The sequence below is a fragment of the Cryobacterium lactosi genome (genome assembly GCF_004403945.1).
GTDB classification, from domain to species: Bacteria; Actinomycetota; Actinomycetes; order Actinomycetales; family Microbacteriaceae; genus Cryobacterium; species Cryobacterium lactosi.
In genome coordinates this window covers 12,592-29,687 of sequence record NZ_SOHM01000020.1, presented here as the reverse complement: position 1 = coordinate 29,687, position 17,096 = coordinate 12,592, and the positions used below count along the sequence as shown (strand labels likewise).

The 17,096-nt window shown below is 61.7% G+C and carries 18 protein-coding genes and 2 pseudogenes; 9 read left to right on the top strand and 11 right to left on the bottom strand.

The window, feature by feature from the left end; translation table 11 throughout:
* Positions 1–357: 357 nt before the first annotated feature.
* Together E3T61_RS22760 and E3T61_RS22675 are read left to right on the top strand one after the other, a co-directional pair.
* Positions 358–567, top strand: a complete 210-nt coding sequence (locus tag E3T61_RS22760; RefSeq protein ID WP_478213448.1) for a four-helix bundle copper-binding protein — start codon at positions 358–360, stop codon at positions 565–567.
* Positions 510–785, top strand: a complete 276-nt coding sequence (locus tag E3T61_RS22675) for a hypothetical protein (RefSeq protein ID WP_134640712.1) — start codon at positions 510–512, stop codon at positions 783–785. The genes E3T61_RS22760 and E3T61_RS22675 overlap by 58 nt, the downstream gene beginning before the upstream one ends.
* Before the next feature lie 42 nt (positions 786–827).
* Here the strand turns inward: E3T61_RS22675 and E3T61_RS09950 are convergent, their stop codons facing one another.
* The 5 genes and pseudogenes from E3T61_RS09950 to E3T61_RS09930 all read right to left on the bottom strand — a co-directional run.
* On the bottom strand, positions 828–1,217 hold the full coding sequence (locus tag E3T61_RS09950) for an IS30 family transposase (RefSeq protein ID WP_134640711.1): 390 nt from the start codon (positions 1,215–1,217) through the stop codon (positions 828–830).
* Positions 1,218–1,312: 95 nt separating this feature from the next.
* Positions 1,313–1,786, bottom strand: coding sequence for a Dps family protein (locus E3T61_RS09945; protein ID WP_134640710.1), 474 nt, complete (start codon positions 1,784–1,786; stop codon positions 1,313–1,315).
* A 217-nt stretch (positions 1,787–2,003) separates the two neighbouring features.
* The gene (locus tag E3T61_RS09940; protein WP_134640709.1) at positions 2,004–2,615 is read right to left on the bottom strand and encodes a recombinase family protein; all 612 of its coding nucleotides are present in this window, start codon (positions 2,613–2,615) and stop codon (positions 2,004–2,006) included.
* A gap of 167 nt (positions 2,616–2,782) precedes the next feature.
* A complete protein-coding gene (locus E3T61_RS09935; RefSeq protein WP_134640708.1) occupies positions 2,783–3,619 on the bottom strand; it encodes an alpha/beta fold hydrolase in 837 nt (278 codons plus the stop codon).
* Between the two features lie 338 nt (positions 3,620–3,957).
* Positions 3,958–4,183: pseudogene (locus tag E3T61_RS09930) on the bottom strand (transposase); the annotation flags it as partial.
* A gap of 347 nt (positions 4,184–4,530) precedes the next feature.
* On the opposite strand from E3T61_RS09930, the pseudogene E3T61_RS09925 reads away from it, so the two are divergent.
* The 3 genes and pseudogenes from E3T61_RS09925 to E3T61_RS09915 all read left to right on the top strand — a co-directional run bounded on the left by E3T61_RS09925 (position 4,531) and on the right by E3T61_RS09915 (position 8,473).
* A pseudogene (locus E3T61_RS09925) lies at positions 4,531–5,579 on the top strand (IS110 family RNA-guided transposase).
* A 537-nt stretch (positions 5,580–6,116) separates the two neighbouring features.
* On the top strand, positions 6,117–7,706 hold the full coding sequence (gene istA, locus E3T61_RS09920) for an IS21 family transposase (protein ID WP_241992492.1): 1,590 nt from the start codon (positions 6,117–6,119) through the stop codon (positions 7,704–7,706).
* Positions 7,706–8,473, top strand: coding sequence for an ATP-binding protein (locus tag E3T61_RS09915; protein ID WP_134640707.1), 768 nt, complete (start codon positions 7,706–7,708; stop codon positions 8,471–8,473). Before istA ends, E3T61_RS09915 begins: the two co-directional genes overlap by 1 nt.
* A 238-nt stretch (positions 8,474–8,711) precedes the next feature.
* On the opposite strand, the gene E3T61_RS09910 is transcribed toward E3T61_RS09915, so the two are convergent.
* The 3 genes from E3T61_RS09910 to E3T61_RS22755 form a co-directional block, all read right to left on the bottom strand.
* Positions 8,712–8,981, bottom strand: a complete 270-nt coding sequence (locus tag E3T61_RS09910) for a hypothetical protein (protein WP_134640706.1) — start codon at positions 8,979–8,981, stop codon at positions 8,712–8,714.
* 96 nt (positions 8,982–9,077) lie between these two features.
* Positions 9,078–9,419 carry a DUF7882 family protein gene (locus E3T61_RS09905; RefSeq protein ID WP_134640705.1) on the bottom strand — a complete coding sequence of 114 codons (342 nt, stop codon included), beginning with the start codon at positions 9,417–9,419 and terminating at the stop codon, positions 9,078–9,080.
* Between the two features lie 194 nt (positions 9,420–9,613).
* Complete coding sequence (locus E3T61_RS22755) at positions 9,614–9,994, bottom strand: DUF7882 family protein (protein WP_478213447.1); 381 nt, start codon at positions 9,992–9,994, stop codon at positions 9,614–9,616.
* 131 nt (positions 9,995–10,125) lie between these two features.
* Between E3T61_RS22755 and E3T61_RS09900 the strand changes: the two genes are divergently transcribed.
* Together E3T61_RS09900 and E3T61_RS09895 are read left to right on the top strand one after the other, a co-directional pair.
* Positions 10,126–10,482 (top strand): hypothetical protein, encoded by a 357-nt coding sequence (locus tag E3T61_RS09900; protein ID WP_134640704.1) that lies wholly within the window; start codon positions 10,126–10,128, stop codon positions 10,480–10,482.
* A gap of 93 nt (positions 10,483–10,575) precedes the next feature.
* Entirely contained in the window at positions 10,576–11,289 is a 714-nt protein-coding gene (locus E3T61_RS09895) for a GAF and ANTAR domain-containing protein (protein ID WP_134640703.1), read from the top strand.
* An 80-nt stretch (positions 11,290–11,369) separates the two neighbouring features.
* On the opposite strand, the gene E3T61_RS09890 is transcribed toward E3T61_RS09895, so the two are convergent.
* From E3T61_RS09890 to E3T61_RS09880, 3 genes are all read right to left on the bottom strand, one after another.
* Positions 11,370–11,885: a hypothetical protein gene (locus E3T61_RS09890; protein ID WP_134640702.1), complete on the bottom strand. Its 516-nt coding sequence runs from the start codon at positions 11,883–11,885 to the stop codon at positions 11,370–11,372.
* Positions 11,886–12,212: 327 nt separating this feature from the next.
* Complete coding sequence (locus tag E3T61_RS09885) at positions 12,213–13,190, bottom strand: amidohydrolase family protein (RefSeq protein WP_198418666.1); 978 nt, start codon at positions 13,188–13,190, stop codon at positions 12,213–12,215.
* Positions 13,187–14,116: an alpha/beta hydrolase family protein gene (locus E3T61_RS09880; RefSeq protein WP_134640701.1), complete on the bottom strand. Its 930-nt coding sequence runs from the start codon at positions 14,114–14,116 to the stop codon at positions 13,187–13,189. The genes E3T61_RS09885 and E3T61_RS09880 overlap by 4 nt, the downstream gene beginning before the upstream one ends.
* Before the next feature lie 278 nt (positions 14,117–14,394).
* Here E3T61_RS09880 and E3T61_RS09875 point away from each other — a divergent pair, with 278 nt between their 5' ends.
* A complete protein-coding gene (locus E3T61_RS09875) occupies positions 14,395–14,871 on the top strand; it encodes a MarR family winged helix-turn-helix transcriptional regulator (RefSeq protein ID WP_134640700.1) in 477 nt (158 codons plus the stop codon).
* Between the two features lie 355 nt (positions 14,872–15,226).
* The gene (locus E3T61_RS09870) at positions 15,227–17,050 is read left to right on the top strand and encodes a Mu transposase C-terminal domain-containing protein (protein ID WP_134640699.1); all 1,824 of its coding nucleotides are present in this window, start codon (positions 15,227–15,229) and stop codon (positions 17,048–17,050) included.
* Positions 17,051–17,096 lie beyond the last annotated feature (46 nt).

Here is a 17,096-nt window from a genome sequence, read left to right as displayed (position 1 = left end):
TTTGTGAGTTCTTTGATCGGTACTCACTGACCATCCCACGGTGGCTCTTCACGTTGACGAAGCAACACTCAAGAGCGGGAAACCACACCACTCACGGGGACGTAACCCCCGCTCCGCACTCATGGGCTGAAGCCTACTGACCATGCCCCTCACGATTGAGCAGCAAGGGTTGACGTTCTGGTCTGTCTGTCCGATGGGGATCGACTAACAAACTTGCCCCCGCAGCCGGCATCTATAGCAAACGTTCGCCTTGCCGGTCAAGGGGGCGATATCGGCGCACAGCGGCGCTAACGTGACCCTCATGCTCCGCACACAGCGTGTTTCTTAGCCGACTTGTACTGCGTTTAGATTGGACTTGTGACGGCCAGGGTGCTTTCATGGACGACCAGCGCCAATCACGCAGCAGCGACTCTAATCCTGGATACCTGCGTGGAAGCCTGCACAGAGTCCGTGATCGCATGTGAGCGAATGGCTCACCTCCACCCCAACTGGGTAACCTGCACAAAAGCATGCCACCGCGTGAGCAACGCCTGCACAGACCTGCAAGTCGCCCTATCCGCCCGATAGCCGATCCTCGGGCGGTCAGGCTGCTGGAGGAAGCATGCCGCCACGGCAAGGCCATCACCATCGCCGACACGGCTCGCGCCCAATTCGATAACGTGAGCTTCTCCACGGACACGGCCGACGTGATCTTCGGCGATGCCACCGCGTCCACGGAAGGCGTCCTCGGGCTGCTCCCGGCGCACCGCATCTGGGACCGCTTGGGTTCTGTTCAAGCAGGGTAGCCATCGCAGATCACGGCAACGTTAGTTCTCACGTCGGCAGATTCAACTGGTCGTCGCAACACCGGTGCTTGCGGTCAACAGCAACTCGCTCTTCGCTTCAGCTAGCGTCCTGAATCCGACGGGCTTACGCGGCCGTTCGTTCAGGGTCTTGGCAACGCCGTCGAGATCGACGCGGGCACAGCCGGTGAAGTCCGTCTCTTTGGGGAAATACTGGCGGAGCAGCCCGTTTGTGTTCTCGTTACTGGGCCGCTGCCACGGGGAGTGGGCGTCGGCGAAGTAGATCGACACCCCTGTCTGGATGCGTAATTTGGCGTGTTGCACCATCTCGGCGCCTTGGTCCCAGGTCAGAGATTTGCGAAGCGCCTCAAGCAGGGTGGTGATGGTCTGAACGATTGCGTGTCGGACAGCCTCGGCGCCATGTCCGGCCGTCACCGGGCCGTCTAGACATTCGGACGGAACTCACGATGGAGCGTCCGAGGCAAAGGTGTCAGCATCACAGTGGCCACGGACGCGCACGCGCTGGGCTTCTAGGTCCCGCTCGCGGTGCGCTTGCGGGGCTTCATGTTTTCCGCACTCACCATCCACGCGTACTGCTCAAGTACCTCAATGACGGAATGCAAGATGTCAGCTGTGGTGGGGTCGGCCTCATCCACTTCGTCATGAACCCGACGGCAAGTCGCCGTTGCAGCGTCCAGACGTTCGGTGATGAGATTCACGACCTCGGCCGTGTCGACCTGATCTCCCGGAAATTTAGGAAGGGTTGTCGTCTTGCTCACCGTTTCTGATCGGCCGTCGGGTAGGGCGTGAAGTGCCCGCATGCGCTCGGCCACGTCGTCGGACTTGGCACGAGCCACCTCAATAATCTCGTCCAGGATCAGGTGCGTGTCTCGAAAGTTTTTACCGACCACGTTCCAATGGGCCTGTTTCCCCTGCAGATGAAGTTCGATTAAGTCGACGAGAACGGCTTGCATGTTGTCTGAGAGTTGCTTATCTGCTTTCATAACGTAAAAGGTACCCCTACCGGGCGCATGAGAATAGGTGCCCTGCCCGAGCGCATGCTTTAACTAGGACGGCGAAACAGTTGGGACGGCTGTTCTCGCGAATCCGGCGCATCGTCCGAGAGAGCACGATCCACGCTCGACGTCGCTGCGGAGCGAGGAGCATTCGCTCCCCGTCTGCGGTGAATGGCGGTGTTCTGACAGCGCTAAATGACACTCGTCAGGAGTCGATTGTTCGTGCGCGGCGGTAGAACGTGGAGCGGGGCATTCCGAGGTCGCGTAGGACTTGGGCGGCCGGTTCGCCGCCGTCGATGAGTCGGAGGGCGTTACGGATCTGCCGGTCGGTGACCTTTTGTGGTCGTCCGCCGAAGTCTTTGCCGGCGTCACGTCGTTTGCTGACTGAATCGGTGATGCGTTCGCGTTTGATGTCGGGCTCCATCTGTGCAAGAGCGGTCATGATCGTGAACAGTATTGATCCCATCGGTGTTGATGTGTCGACGTCCCCGCCGCCGAGGTTCAGCACGCGGAGGCCGACGCCGCGCGCCCGGAGATTTTTGGCGAAGGCGAACATGTTCTGCGTCGATCGGCCGAGCCGGTCGAGGGTCGTGATGACGAGGGTGTCCCCGTCGCACGGCACGTCCAAGGCCCGGTCGAAGTTCGGTCGGGATGCTCGAGCGCCGGAGATACCGTGGTCGAAGTAGAGGTCGTCGCGTCGGATGTCGGCGGCGAGGAGGTCTGCTTCTTGGCGGTCGGTGGGCTGCTGGCGGGTTGATACTCGCGCGTAACCGATTTTTTTCTCATCACGCTCTCCAGGTGTCCCATAACTGAGTATTAGTACCTGGTTTCAAGCATGAGCTTTTGGTACGTAGTTATGGGAATCACCGGCCGAGTGTTTCCGTACGAACCATCTATCTCCGCATGGTTATTGTCTGAGACTGCCCGGACACGGCGCATGCCCGCACATATTTTGGTGTGCGGGCGTGCGCGTGTCTTCGTGTTCTACTTTGCGAGGAAGCCCAAAACCACCCGGTTCCACTCATCGGCGTTGCTGACGTTGACGCCGTGAGGGGCACCTGCAACCACGTGCAACTCCGACCCGGTGATTGCCGTGTGCGTGCGCGCTCCCGACCCTTCGAATGGCACGATCCCGTCGCCGGCGCCTTGAATGACTAGCGTGGGCACGATGACCTTTGGCAGGTCGTCGCGGAAGTCCGTGTTCGCGAACGAGGCCAGCGCCTCGAGCGCTGCGGTCTTGGATGCCTGCTTGGCAAGCGCTAGTGCCTCCTGACGATCGGCTTCGGAGACCTTGAGCACGCCGTCGACCGAGAAGAAATCGGTCGTGAACTGGTCGTAGAAGGAGTCTTCGTCCTTTGTCAGGGCGGCGGTCATTTCGGCGGCCTGTTCCTTGGGTAGTGGACCCTCGGGGTTGTCGTTGGTGTGCAGCAGATATGGCGGTACGGCTGACGCAAAGACCACGCTGTGCAGTCGCTTGGTACCGTACTTGGTGAAGTAGCGTGCGACCTCGCCGCCGCCCATTGAGAAGCCGACGAGGGTTACGTCCTTCAGGTCAAGTTCGGTGGGGAGCGTGTGGAGGTCTTCGGTGAGGGTGTCGTAGTCGTAGCCGGTCTTCGGCTTGTCGCTGCGTCCGAAGCCGCGGCGGTCGTAGGTGACGACGCGGTAGCCGGCCTCGACAAAAGCGGGGACCTGCTTACTCCATGACTCGCCCGACAGGGGCCATCCGTGGATCAAGATGACGGTGCGGCCGCCGCCACCGGTGTCGTCGACGTGAAGGTTAGTGTTCTTGAAGAGCCCATGGTGGGCGGTGATCTCACTCATGACGTTGATGCCTTCCTGAACCGCCCTTGTGGCAGCTACCGGCTGATTCGCACCACACTTCGCCGAAGAATGGGTCCCCCGCTCGCAACGCAAGTAATCCACGGGTCGTGCGGCTTCGTTTCAATCCCGCCCAGCCTGCCATGACAACCGCATGTGTCTCGTAAGCGGTGGGCGGTCTCAAGACGTCGTTGGAACACCCAGCAACCTGGAGTGTTGCGTATGCCTGTCAGCGAAGCCGGAAGACGGCATCAAGTCGAATTCTGGGACCTGATCTGAGCCGGTAAAACGGCGAAAGGAGCCTGCGAGGCTATCGGTGTGAACAGGCGTCAAGGATACCCGATGGCCTTCTTCAGGCCGGTGTGAGCGTCAGACACGACCAGCTTGACCCTGGTCGAGACCGCGGGTCTTCAACGACCGCAGGAAGCTGGTCCAGAAGCCCTCGTTCTCGCTGTCGCCAACGTCGAAGCCGAGCACTTCCCGGCGCCCGTCGGCGGCCACCCCGACCGCGACGACGATGGCCTGGGACACGATCCGGTGGCCGACGCGGGCCTTACAGTAGGTCGCGACGCGGATGCGGTCGGTGACGTCGGTGAGTTTGAGTTCTCCCCGCAGGTCGAGCAGGGCAGACTGGTCTAGAGCCATCTCTAATAGTTAATGGCTGGCCTGAGGCTGGCTGGCATGCTGGTATCGGCCCTTTCTGACGTGACTCTAGAGCCATCTGTCCCGCGCACGCGGTGGCTTTCACACGACCTGTCCGCCAGGCTCGGCCGGTGCCGGCCTGACCCGTTTCGATGGCTTGATAGAAGGCTGTCCACCTCGCTTCGGCGGGATGTGACTCATTAGAGATGTGCCTCGTGACGCCCCCTCCTCAGGCTCGGATTGTGATCAACCAACCCTGAAGGAGACACCGCATGAGCATCGTGGCCGACACGTACAACTACGTCATCGGCGTAGACACCCACGCGAAAACCAACACCTACGCTGTGGTCGCCGCTGACACGGGTGCCCTAATCGACACCGCCACATTCCCCACCACCAGCACTGGCATAGCCCGTGCCCTCGTTTGGATTGATCGTCGCTCCACGGGAAAACTCTTGGCCGCCGTGGAGGGAACCAGTTCCTACGGAGCCACCGCCACCCGCGCCCTAACCACAGCGGGCATCCGTGTATGTGAGATCAAACCGTCGAAACGCCAGGCCCGAGACGGCCGCGGAAAAACCGACCAGATCGATGCCGTCGCCGCTGCCCGCACAGCGCTGGGCACCGACACGACAGTGCTCATTCTGCCGCGCGCCGATGGGCTCCGGAGCGCCCTTCGCGTACTACTCGTGGCGAGGCACAGCATCGACACCCAGCGCACCGCCGACCGAAACGCGTTAACCGCGCTGCTTCGAATCATCGATCTGGGTCTCGACGTCCGCTCACCGCTGACCAACGCGCAGGTCGACGCCATCGCTGCCTAGCGCGAGCGCTCCAGCGATGACACCGCGACCGCCGTCGCCCGATCCGAAGCACGCCGGCTGGCCACCGCGATCCACCACCGCACCCGCGAGAGATGGAGTCCAATCACGCCGCGCTGGCCAAGCACGTCGACGAGCTCGCCCCCGGTATCCAGGACATTCCCGGAGTTGGACCGTTCACCGCTACGATCCTCCTGACCGCGTGGTCCCATCCCGGGCGAGTACGATCCGAATCCGCCTTTGCCGCCATAGCCGGCGTCAGTCCCATCCCGGCCTCATCCGGAAACACAATCAGGCACCGCCTCAACCACCACGGCGACAGACAGCTGAACCGGGCGCTTCACATCATCGCCCGAAGCCGCATGCTCACCGAGCCAACCACTAAGGCCTACGTCGAGCGACGCACCGCCGAAGGCAAATCACGGCGAGAAATCCACCGCTGCCTCACACGCTTGATCGCCCGCAGCATCTATCGCAAACTTACGACTCTCACTGCTTGACTTCAGCCATAGAAGGGTCGCGTGTGTCCTTTTGTGAGTTCTTTGATCGGTACTCACTGACCATCCCACGGTGGCTCTTTACGTTGACAAAGCAACACTCAAGAGCGGGAAACCACACCACTCACGGGGACGTAGCCCCTGGGGATATGCCTTGCTTTTCTTGACCTCTTTTCGGGTGCCGTCCGAGACTAGAGTCGGGCCTCACAACCGAGTGGGGCAGAAAGCAGACATACCGTGACCGATGAGGCCCAAAAAAAGTTAAAAAACTCTCCCAGTTGGGATAACCCTCAGGTGCATCAAGCGACCGGCGTTATAGTGGCGCAAACTAATGCCTCCCCCGACGAGGCGCTAGACCGTTTGATCGGGTATGCGGAATCGACGGGTGCCTCTGTATGGCGAGTAGCGCTTGGTGGTAGCGGTAGTCCGGCGAGTTGGTAGCGCGTTTCCGCGAACACGGTAGCGCCGGTCGGCGGTGCGCTGCGCAGCTGTGAAAGGACGACGCATAGGGCGTTGTCGTTTCATTGTTAAGGGCGGGTCATGGCGGACTATCGAAAAATACTGGGGTTGTTGCTGGAGGGGCGGAGTTACCGCGAGGTCGTCGAGATCGCGGGGTGCTCGCATCGCGACGTGGCCCGGGTGCGGCAGGAGGTCCAGGACCGGGCTCTGACCTCGATGGTCGCGATCACCGACGCTGACCTGGCGAAGTGGTTCCCGGACGGGCGCCGGAAGGTGTCGGACGAGTACGTTCAGCCCGACCTGGCACGGGTGGTGGCGGCGATGAAGCAGAACCGGCACTTCACGTTGTTGTTGGCCTGGCGCCGTTACGTCGATACCAAGGACGCGGGCAAGAAGTATGGGTATTCGCAGTTCTGCGCCCTGTTCACCGACTACCTCCGCAGCCACGATCTGGTGGCGGTGCTTCGGCATGAGCCGGGCCGGGCGATGCTGGTGGACTGGGCTGGCGACACCATCGACCTGGTCGACGCGGTCTCCGGCGAGGTCACCAGGGCGGTGCTGTTCGTGGCGGTTCTGCCGTTCTCGGGGATGATGTTCTGCCGCGCCTATGCGGATATGAAGTCGCCGGCCTGGCTCGACGCCCACGTTCAAGCGTTCTTGTTTTATGGCGGTGTTCCTCAGATCGTCGTTCCGGACAACCCGACGACCTCGACCCACCAAACCCACAAGGGCGACGCGGAGCGGGTCGTGAACGCGAGGTATCAGCAGCTCGCCGACCATTATCAGTGCGCGATCGTCCCGGCCCGCGTGAAGCGCCCGCGCGACAAGGCCGCGGCCGAGAATGCGGTGAATGTCGTGAACAAACGCGTCATCGGTTACCTCGACGACGACGTCTTCACAACACTGGCCGAGCTGAATGCGGCAATCGAGGAGCGGGTGCGGGAGATCAACCATGACATTCGCCGCGCGGACGACACGACCCGGTGGGAGAGGTTCGGCACTGAGGAACGGGCGCTGCTGGGCCCGTTGCCTGATGCCGGGTTCGAGGACGTTGAGTGGAAAGAGCTCAAGGCAGCCCGGAATTACCACGTCACCGCCGACACGCAACGGTATTCGGTGCCGTTCGCCCTGGCGGGCAAGCTGCTGCGGGTGAGGCTGACCTCGTCTCGGGTGCCGGTCTTCGATGGGCAGGAGATGCTCTGCGAACACCCACGGTTGGTCGGTCGGAAGGGCCAGTACTCGACCCTGCCCGAGCATGTTCCGCCGCAGCACCGCAACATTGACGGGCTCTGGTCCAGGCAGTGGTTCATCGACCGGGCCCGCAGCGTTGGGCCGGCAACAGTGACGGTGATCGAGCAGGTTCTCGACGGCCAGGTGATCGAGGCGCAGGGCTACCTGGCCTGCCAGAACATCCTGGACGGGCTGGGCAAGAACAACCGGGAACGGTTGGAGGCGGCCTGCCAGGAACTCGTGAACCGCAGCGCTCACCCGACTTACTCGACCCTGAAACGGTTGATGGCCGCGATCGACAGTGACGCGAAAAAGCCTCGGCCCATGGTCCCGGCGGCCTCGACACGCAAACGCGTCAGCACCGTCGTTTTCCGCGACACGATGCCAGACGTTTACGTTCGCGACGCCTCCCACTACGCACGCGACGAGGAGGGCAACTGATGTTCACCAGCATCGATTACGACAAGTTCCGGGCCCTCCGCGTGACCCACGTTGCGACCCGGCTAGAAGAACTCATCCAGGACGAAGGCAACGACACCCTCACCCCTGAACAGCTCTTCCTCACTGCCGTCGACGACGCGTTGGAGTCCCGGCGCATCAACAAAGTCGACAAGCTCATCCGCCAGGCCGCGTTCCCAATCCCCGGCGCCACCGTCGCTGAGGTCGACTACCGCGACGGCCGCGGCATCACCCCGGTCCGCATGCGACGCTATGCCGCCCACGACTGGCGCTCCGATGCGACGAACCTGCTCATCATCTCGCCCACCGGCGGCGGCAAAACCTACCTTGCCTGCGCACTTGCCATCGGTGCCTGCCAGAGCGAACACTCGGTTCTTTACTTCCGGATGGACGACCTCGCCCGCCGGCTCGTCATCGCCCGCGGCGACGGCATCGCTCACCAGAAACTGTTGAACGAGCTCTCCAATATTGACCTGCTCATCATCGATGACTTCCTCACCGTTGGCATCGACAGCGACGCCGCCAGCGATCTGTTCGCGATCCTCGCCAACCGCGAACACCGGCTGCCGACGATGATCGCCTCACAGACCGGGCCAGCGCACTGGGTTGCCGAGCTGCCCGACCGGGTCGCGGCGGACTCGATCGTGAACCGCCTCGCCAACAACGCCCGGATCATCAACCTCGGCCAGATCGACATGCGCCGGCACCGCAACGACCAAGCCCGCGCCCACGAGACCTACTGGGAATAACACTAGAGCGGCCCGGGCACAGCGCCCGGGCCGCTACCACCTCGTCAGAACGGCGCTACCACTTACCTGGACTGGCGCTACCATCTGGCGCTACTCGCCACTGTAGATCAAGTAGCGGCCGATATCCTCGCCTACAAGATCGCTTTCACCTAAGCGCTCAACCGCCTATTGGCGGCCACCACAGGCAGGTGCTCTCTACTTTCAGTCCAGCGAGGAAGTCTTCAAACGACTAAGGGCGCTACGCCCTATCCAGTTCATCGGCCGCTGCCCGAAAAGCCTGAGCGAGGTTTCTGTGCTCGTCTTCCCCGGAAAGCTGAATCGTAAATTCTCGAGCCGAGTCGAACTCTCGGATCTCCTCACCCAACCAGATATTTCCTGCCCCCACGTTGAAGCGCACCGAAGAACTCCCGGAGTTCCCATTCAGCGCGGAATTCCGGGTCACAACCACATCCAACTCCGCAAACCCAGGAAAACTGAACTGCATTGTTCGGGGATAGTCAATACTCATGGAGAGAGCATGGCATCTTCACAGCATCCTCGTCGGGCGGCTCGCCTAACGGCCGCTCCGGCTGTCGTTGGCTCTGCCAGGCCCGGCGTACGCGAACTAGATCCAGATGCCCTGCCGCTGGCTGGTTGAGTGCACGACGAGCGGGCGCGGTTCCAACAGAACCGTCATGCCTTCAGGAGTATTCGCGGATTGCACCAACGCTTCGACCCACTTCGAATTCAGGAAAGGCCACTGACCATCGGAAAACGTGTATACGAGCGCCACACCGGGGGAAATCCACACCGCGCCACGGCCACCGTCGCCCTCATGGTCATTCGTCCAGGAGAGATGGAAACTCTCTTTCAGATGAAGCTTGACCCCGATAGCGACCTGGAGGTGAGCGAGCGTCCAATCGTCGACATGAATAACCTGCCTCGAACCGTATCTAAGGAGTCCCAAGAACTTCTCCTCCCTCCAAGTTACTTCGCAAAACCATATCCCCAGTGACACAGTCTCAGGAAGGGGGTTGCGCTGCCGCTGTTCGTGCGTCCATGCTTTACGGCGACATAGTTCGCCGAGCCTTAGCGTTCGGTAGCCGATCGTTTTCCGACCGCTCTCCCCTGCCTGGCTCTGCGTGGCCCTGTGTACGCTGATTAGGTCCAAATGCGGCCAGGCGCGTGGCGCGTTGAATCGTTATCAAGCGGGCGCGGTTCTAGCATGACCGTCATTCCTTCAGGTGTGTTTGAGGACTTAACTAAAGCGTCGACCCACTTCGAATTGAGGCGAGGCCAGCGTCCATCGGCGAACTTATAGAAAAGTGGGGCGCCAGGGAATATCCAGATGGAGCCTCGCCCTCCGTCACCATCCTTGTCATTTTTCCAGGAGAGATGAAAGCTCTCTCTGTTGTGGAGTTTGACCCCGATGGCGACCTGAAGATGAGCGAGTGTCCAGTCGTCGAAGTAGATTGTGAGGCCCGAGTCGTACGTCCGGGTTCCCACGAACTTTCCTCTCTTGAAGAACCTTGGCAGGACCATAACCCCACGGCGTAGCCGCGGAGAGGGGGTTGCGCTCCCGCGCCATTGTGCATTCATGCCTAACAGTCGGCTGCTGCAAAATCAGTGGTCAGCTGATGTCCTCCGTAATGATTCCCAGCAGACTCTCAACGATGGTTAACCCAGTGCTTACCTTGGTGGGTGAAAATGAGATCATGATCGCAATGACCGCCATTGTGCGACCGCTTGAGTCGCTCCGTAGCTTCCCGGTGCTTGGTCAGAATCTTCGCCGGCACTATGAACACACTTTGTTGTTCACGGATCAAATGTTCGTCATTTTTCCGGGCATAGGAGCGGTCCTAGTAACTGAGCACGCCGATAAGTATCGCTTCGATATCGTCGGAAACGATCAAGCAATCGCCGATCATCGAGTTATGACGCTCGAGGCGTATGTTTTGGACGAGACGGGCGGTCAGCGCATCCGGTTCGACTGGGCAAAAGCAGCCCATGTCCCCGTGCCCTTCCGCTAGCCCTTCACCTCGCTAGAGGGAGACTCCAGGGCGGCCGCTCCTGCGTGGGCCGGGGTGTGAATGCGGGTGTGGTTAAGTTCTATTCTCTAGTACATGGCCTCCTCGCAGCGCGATGTTGATATTGCAGACGTTTTTGTGCTCCTCGCCGACTCGTTGCGGGGCGGTTACGACGTCGTCGACACCATGGACATTCTCGTCCAGTCGGGCACACGCTTTACATCGGCCACAGATGCCGGAATTCTTCTGGCCGATAGTGATGGTGTGCTCCACATTGTCGCGTCTTCAAATGAGCGCACGAGCGATGTTGAAGAGGCCCAGCTGGGTTTTGATCAGGGCCCGTGTTTGGACGCTTTCGCTTCCGGGGAACCCATAGAGGTCGCTGATCTTTCGGAAGAGGTTGAGCGGTGGCCACGGTTTGTTGCGCTTGCCCAGTCGCGCGGATTTCATGCCGTGCATGCTTCCCCGCTGCGCCTGCGCGGTCAAACTTTCGGAGCCATGGGGCTCTTCTCTACCCGTCGCGGGCCGTTCAGCGATCAGGACGCGGCCCTGGCCTTAGCTTTGGCTCAAGTGGCAACAATCAGCCTCGTCCAGCACCAGACCATCAAAAATCACGAGATGGTCAACGATCAGTTGCAGCAAGCGCTGGAGAGCAGAGTGTTGATTGAGCAAGCGAAGGGCTTCCTGGCACAAAAACATGGGGTGCCCATTGATGCAGCCTTCTCGTTGCTCCGCACCTACGCCCGCTCCACCAGTGCACGACTACACGACATCGCAGAAGGCGTCGTTCATCATGGAGTCTCGCTCTAACGAAGAATGTTAGAAACCTAAACGAAGTCCGAAGTCCCGTCTCTGCCAACGCTGTGGTGTGAGGCGACCCTAGCCTTTTGTCATGCCCCCAGGGTGAATTCTGGAGGAGTAGAGACTGCTCGCGACGAGATAAAGATTCTGGCCGGCTGGATCGTTAGCTGAATGCGCGGAGGGCGCGGCAGGCGGGTGTACGCGTCTACGCTGAGCGTCAGATTGTCACGGCACCACTGGGCGTGTGGGCTAATCGGGTTGCGGTCAATGACCTCGGGCGCACCGAACCGGTGGGAGATCTCGTCGATGAGTGAATGGTAACGAAGCATAAGAGTGGGCTCGGTTGGCGTGGGATGCGTCATAAAGAAGCGCAAACGCGTTCCGCATACAGGGTCGGATGTCCACGTCCCCCACAGATTCAGTGCGGGGTAGCGCCAACGACCCACTCGCACCACGCGCTCTTTAGCCTGGTGCGAAACCAGCACGTCACAGTCGAGTCTCTTCAAAAAAGCAACGGCCTCTTCTTCTGAAACTGGCCAATCCAGGGTCAACAACGACGCGACGAAGTCGATCACATGACTGGGCTCGTTGAGGGCATGCATCATCGGCCGTCACTTGGATCGATTCGGCCTAGCAACCTCATGTCCAGCCCCCTTAGCGAGTGAGCCTACTGCTCACATCCGATTTGCGGCGTCACCTCTGCGGCCCATCCAGCATCCGCTTAGGCGCATTCGACGCTGTCGAGCACCACATCTCTCGCCCGCCACGGTCGTCCGGTAGGGATCGTCTACCGGCCACTCCCCCCAACTCGGCAACACGCCCGGAAGGTGTGACTATTGACGCTCGGTGGCGGTATTTCGTTGCCACTGAATGGCGCGTGCCACAGCTACGGTCAGCTTCCCTCTGCGGGCAGGTTGGCCGGGCGCGCAGGTTCAGCGTCGGATGCCCTGGGCGAGGCGTTCCCAATTGCCCGACGCGATCCTCTGCCGGTCGGCGTCGCTAATGTCCGCTGTGTCAAGGAAGTCGCGGGCGGCGAAGTCCGTCGCACCGTTGAACGGGTAGTCGGTGGCGTGCATGATCCGGTCCGCTCCAATGACCTCGATCGCCCAGGCCAGATACCGGTGGGAGTCGATCCCGCCGGGCGTGATGTGGACATTGTTCTGGAAGTACTCCACGAGGGGCCTTGGCAGGCGGGCTGCGCCGGTGAGCAACTGGATGCGGTCGAGGTAGAACAGGACCATCTCGCCCCAGTGCCCGATGACTACTTGGAGGTCGGGAAACCGGTCGAAAACGCCGGCGGTGATCATGCGCAGGACGGCGATGCCGGTCTGGTAGTGCCAGCCGGGCGCTCCCGTGCCGAGGAGCCCGAAGCCGTCGTAGTAGGCGTCGACCGCCTTTTCAGGCGGCAGGCTCGGGTGCAGGTAGATCGGCACCCGGTGCTGTTCGGCAGCGGCGAAGATGTCCCAGTACTTCGGCAAGTCATGAAACTCTTCTCCGGAAAGGGTGTGCAGCAGGATCCCGTCGAGACCCAGCTTCGAGACGGCTCGGTCGACTTCCTTAGCGGCGGACGCCGGATCCAGGGTGGCGAGCGTTGCGAATCCGCGAAAGCGATCCGGGTGCCGGGACACGGCGTCGGCGATAATGTCGTTCGTGGGGCCCTGCAAGGCGACGGCCTCAGCACGGGGGAGGTTCTGCAGCCCGGGCGAGGTCAGCGACAGGACCGCCTGGTCGACGCCGGCAATGTCCATGTCCCGGAGCCGATCCGGTCCAAGGTTCAGCAGAGGAGACGCAACATTACCGCTGACGGTCCAGCGCATGACGGGTTCGTCGAGGTTCGGATCGTGCTTCCGCCAGGCGGTGAAGACATCGGGAGTGGCCATGTGCTCTTCGAGGCCGATGACGCGCGTCACTTTTTCGACTCCAGGCGGGCGGCCGCGGTTCCTCCGCCACCGAGGGTGTCGGTGAAGTCGGCCCAAGCGGTGTTGTCGATGCCCAGCGCGTGGCGGAGGAACGCGGTGGCGACCGTGCGGAGCAGGATGACGCGCTCGGGGTCCTCGTCGGTGGTCTCTTTGACGTCGTAGCCTGGGATGCCGCCGAGGGAGTGCTCACCACCGCCCAGCGTGAGAAGGTGCTTCTCGCCGGGGCTGTCGGTGTAGGGGTCGGCCGACCACTCGGGGCCGCGCGTAGTCAGCGGTGAATCGTCCTGGTCACCGAGCACCACGAGCGCCGGTGTTTCCATGTGCTCGAAGACGGGGTTCATGAACGGGAAGTGCTCGGCGGCGAACGGCGAGAGGTCGGCGCCGCGACCCGCGGTTGCCATGAGTACTCCCGCTTTCACGCGAGGGTCGCGGAGATCATCGACGGCGCCGGTCTGGGGGTCGATGACGCGCAGGCCGAGCAGGATGCCGGTGGTCTGACCGCCGAAGGAGTGTCCGGCGGCTGCGATCCTTCCCGTGTCGACGCGTTCGGGAAGTCCGGGGATCGCCGCGAGGACGTCATCGAGGTGGTCCAGGATCGTCGTTGCATCGGCAACGCGCTGACGCCAGATGCCGGGCCGGCGGGGGTCGTCGTCGGCTAGACCGAGGCTTCGGGAGTCGAGGTAGGTGGGCTGGATGACGACGAAGCCTTGGGAAGCCCAGAAATCGGTCAGTGGGCCGTAGCCGGAAAGCGACTCGCCGTAGCCGTGGGAGAACAGAATCACGGGAAGGCCGGTCCCGGTGCTCGGGGCGGAGAGACGGAGGATGAGATTGGTGCCTCGTGCAGGAGATGCGAGGGTGACGGGTTTCACGGAGAGGATGGGCGCGTCGTCCGCGGTCAGGTGAGTCGTGCGTGTCATAGGGAGGTCCTTTTGTCGGGTTGTTCAGCGCCAGCCGGCGGCAGGTGCAACGTGGTCAATCAGGGTGGTCAGCAGGTGCGCGGCGTAGTTCACGCCGAGCTGGGTCGGAAGGGTGAGCAGGATCGTGTCCGCTTCGGCGAGGGCTTCGTCGACTTACGCATTGTTGGCCCGGTTGTCATGTTGTCGTGTCGCGCTCATGCGCACCCTTTTATCTAGTTGCAGGGACAACCATATGTCGGTTTACTTGCTGGTGCAAGTTGTTCGTGTAGGGTGGCTACATGGCACAGCGAATGCACGGGCTCGACGAGTCGCAGTCCGACCTCTGGGTGGCGCTGACTGTGTTCTCGCAGCTCTTCACGCCAGCCATGGACGCCCGGCTCCGCGAGGTGGGACTGACGCTGTTTGAGTACGGCGCCCTGATGTCCCTCTCCGATGCACCAGATCGCGCGCTTCGGATCAGCGAGATGGCAGAACGGACCTATGCGCCCGTGCCTCGCTTGTCGAAGGTCGTCGCACGGCTCGAAGGTCGTGGACTCGTCACTCGCAGTGTCTCCACAACCGACGGCCGAGCATCACTGATATCCCTCACCGCGTCAGGGCGGCGGGTTCTTCTTCGGGCGGCCCAGATCCAAGCGGCCGCGGCGCACTACCTGGTCCTCGACAGGATTTCAGCGGGTGACGCCGCAACCCTGGCCACAATACTGAGCCCCCTCGTCGCCAGCCTCGACACAACAGGTCCCCTCTCTGACGGCTGAGCGGCGAGGACTGTCCGGGGCGATCTCCCACGGCAGGCCGAGGCTCGACGCGCTTCACCGGCGGCCGCGAACTCGCAAACAGTGGGGGCGCATCCCGCGCGCGGGTTGCCTCGAAAATCTAAAGCTTTCCAAGACACTCGATCCCCCACCCCCTCAATGGTCCCCACCCACAAGGGGGTGGGCCGTTCGATGTCCCATAAATGTGTCTCACCTGTCGTTTTCCGTTCACGTCTGCACGAGATGCCGCATGTTTCCGGGGTTGTGCAGACGAGTGTTGAGCACTGGTATTTCAGTACTCCTCTGCACTAAAGTCGTTTCTGCTTAGTACTCCTCTGCACGACAGGGAGGTAGCGGAGTGGACGCGAGACCTGGCCGTATTGAAGCGTTCGGCACGGTGACGATGCCGGATGCGCTGTGGGATCGCACGAAGAAGATTTCTGCGGTGATCGCGCCGATGGCGGCACAGACAACTGTGGGCAGGGTCGCGGTCGACGCGGCTGCGCTGTCGCTGGGGATTTCGCGACGCCAGGTGTACGTGCTGATCAAGCGCCATCGGGACGGGACGGGGTTGCTGACGGATCTGGTTCCGGGGCGCTCGTCGGGCGGGAAAGGAACCGCGCGCTTGTCCAGCGAGGTGGAAGACCTCGTCCGCGAGATGGTGCGGAAGCAGTTCTTGACTCGGCAGAAGCGAAGCTTGGCGGCGGTGTACCTCGATGTCGTCGGCGCGTGCCGGCTGCGTCAGCTTCCTGTCCCGGCCCGGAATACGGTCGAGCAGCGGATCCGGGCGTTGAGTCCGGTGGAGGTGGGCCGGCGCCGCGGAGGCCCTCAAGCGGTCCGGTCCCTGCAGTCTGCGGGCGGCGATGTCCCGGTGATCGGCAGAGTTTTGGAGCAGGTGCAGATCGATCACACCGTTGTTGATGTCATCGTCGTCGACGAGCGGGAACGACGCCCGATCGGGCGGCCCTACTTGACCGCGGCGATCAACGTTTTCAGTCGATCGTTGGTCGGTATGGTCGTCACTTTGGAGGCTCCGTCGGCCGTGTCGGTGGGTCTGTGCCTCGTTCATGCGGCCACCGATAAGCGGCCTGGGCTGGAGAGCTTGGGAGTTGACGTGCAGTGGCCGATGAGCGGGAAGCCACGGCAGCTGTATCTGGACAACGCCAGCGAGTTCACGAGCGAAGCGTTACGCCGCGGGTGTGAGCAGCACGGAATCGAGTTGGCTTACCGCCCGCCGGGCCGGCCGCATTACGGCGGGATCGTAGAGCGGGTGATCGGCACGGCGATGCAGCAAGTTCATGAGCTTCCTGGCACCACGTTCTCCAACCCTGCCGAACGTGGCCGGTACGACTCAGACCGGATGGCGATGCTGACGCTGCACGAGTTGGAGAAATGGTTGACCCTCGCCGTAGCGACCTATCACGGCAGCATTCACAGCACGCTGGGCCAAACACCAGCAGGCCGGTGGGCTGAGGGCGTGGAGAAGACGGGAACACCGGCGGTGGTGTCGAACGCGAGGGCGTTCCTTGTCGATTTCCTCCCCGTCATGCGGCGGACATTGACTCGAACGGGATTCGTCATCGACCACGTCCGCTATTTTTCCAACTCGCTGAAACCGTGGATCAGCCGGCGCAGCACCCTCGACCCGTTCCTCATCCGACGCGACCCCAGAGACATCAGCCGGATCTGGGTGTTGGAACCAGAAGGACACGCCTGTATAGAGGTGCCGTATCAAACGATGGCCAACCCCGCGGTGAGTCTCTGGGAGCACAAGCGCGCCGTTGCACGGCTGCACGAACGCGGTGTCACGCAAGTAGATGAGGCCGCCTTGTTTCGGATGATCGAACAGATGAGACAGATCACCGACACCGCCTCGAGGACCACCAAACGGATGCGTCGCGATGCCCAGCGGCGCGCATTAGCTCCCCAGCCCACGACCGCTACCCGGCCACCATCCACCCCGAACGGTGCCCTACCCACTCTGATGGATGCCCTCCAGGAGGCCGTCGAAGCAGCACGCCTCAATCCCGCCGATGCACGCACCCTCTTCAACCTGGCAACCTACAAGCAAGACGACGCCGAACAGATCCACTACGCGGTGAGCCTATTCCTCGAACTCGGCATCCCCCTCGATTTTCATCACACAACACAAACCGAGGCGGGTTTACAGGACTTAGACTGAATGACGGGTTAAGTGACAATTTTTGACGGCAATCAAGACGACTGCA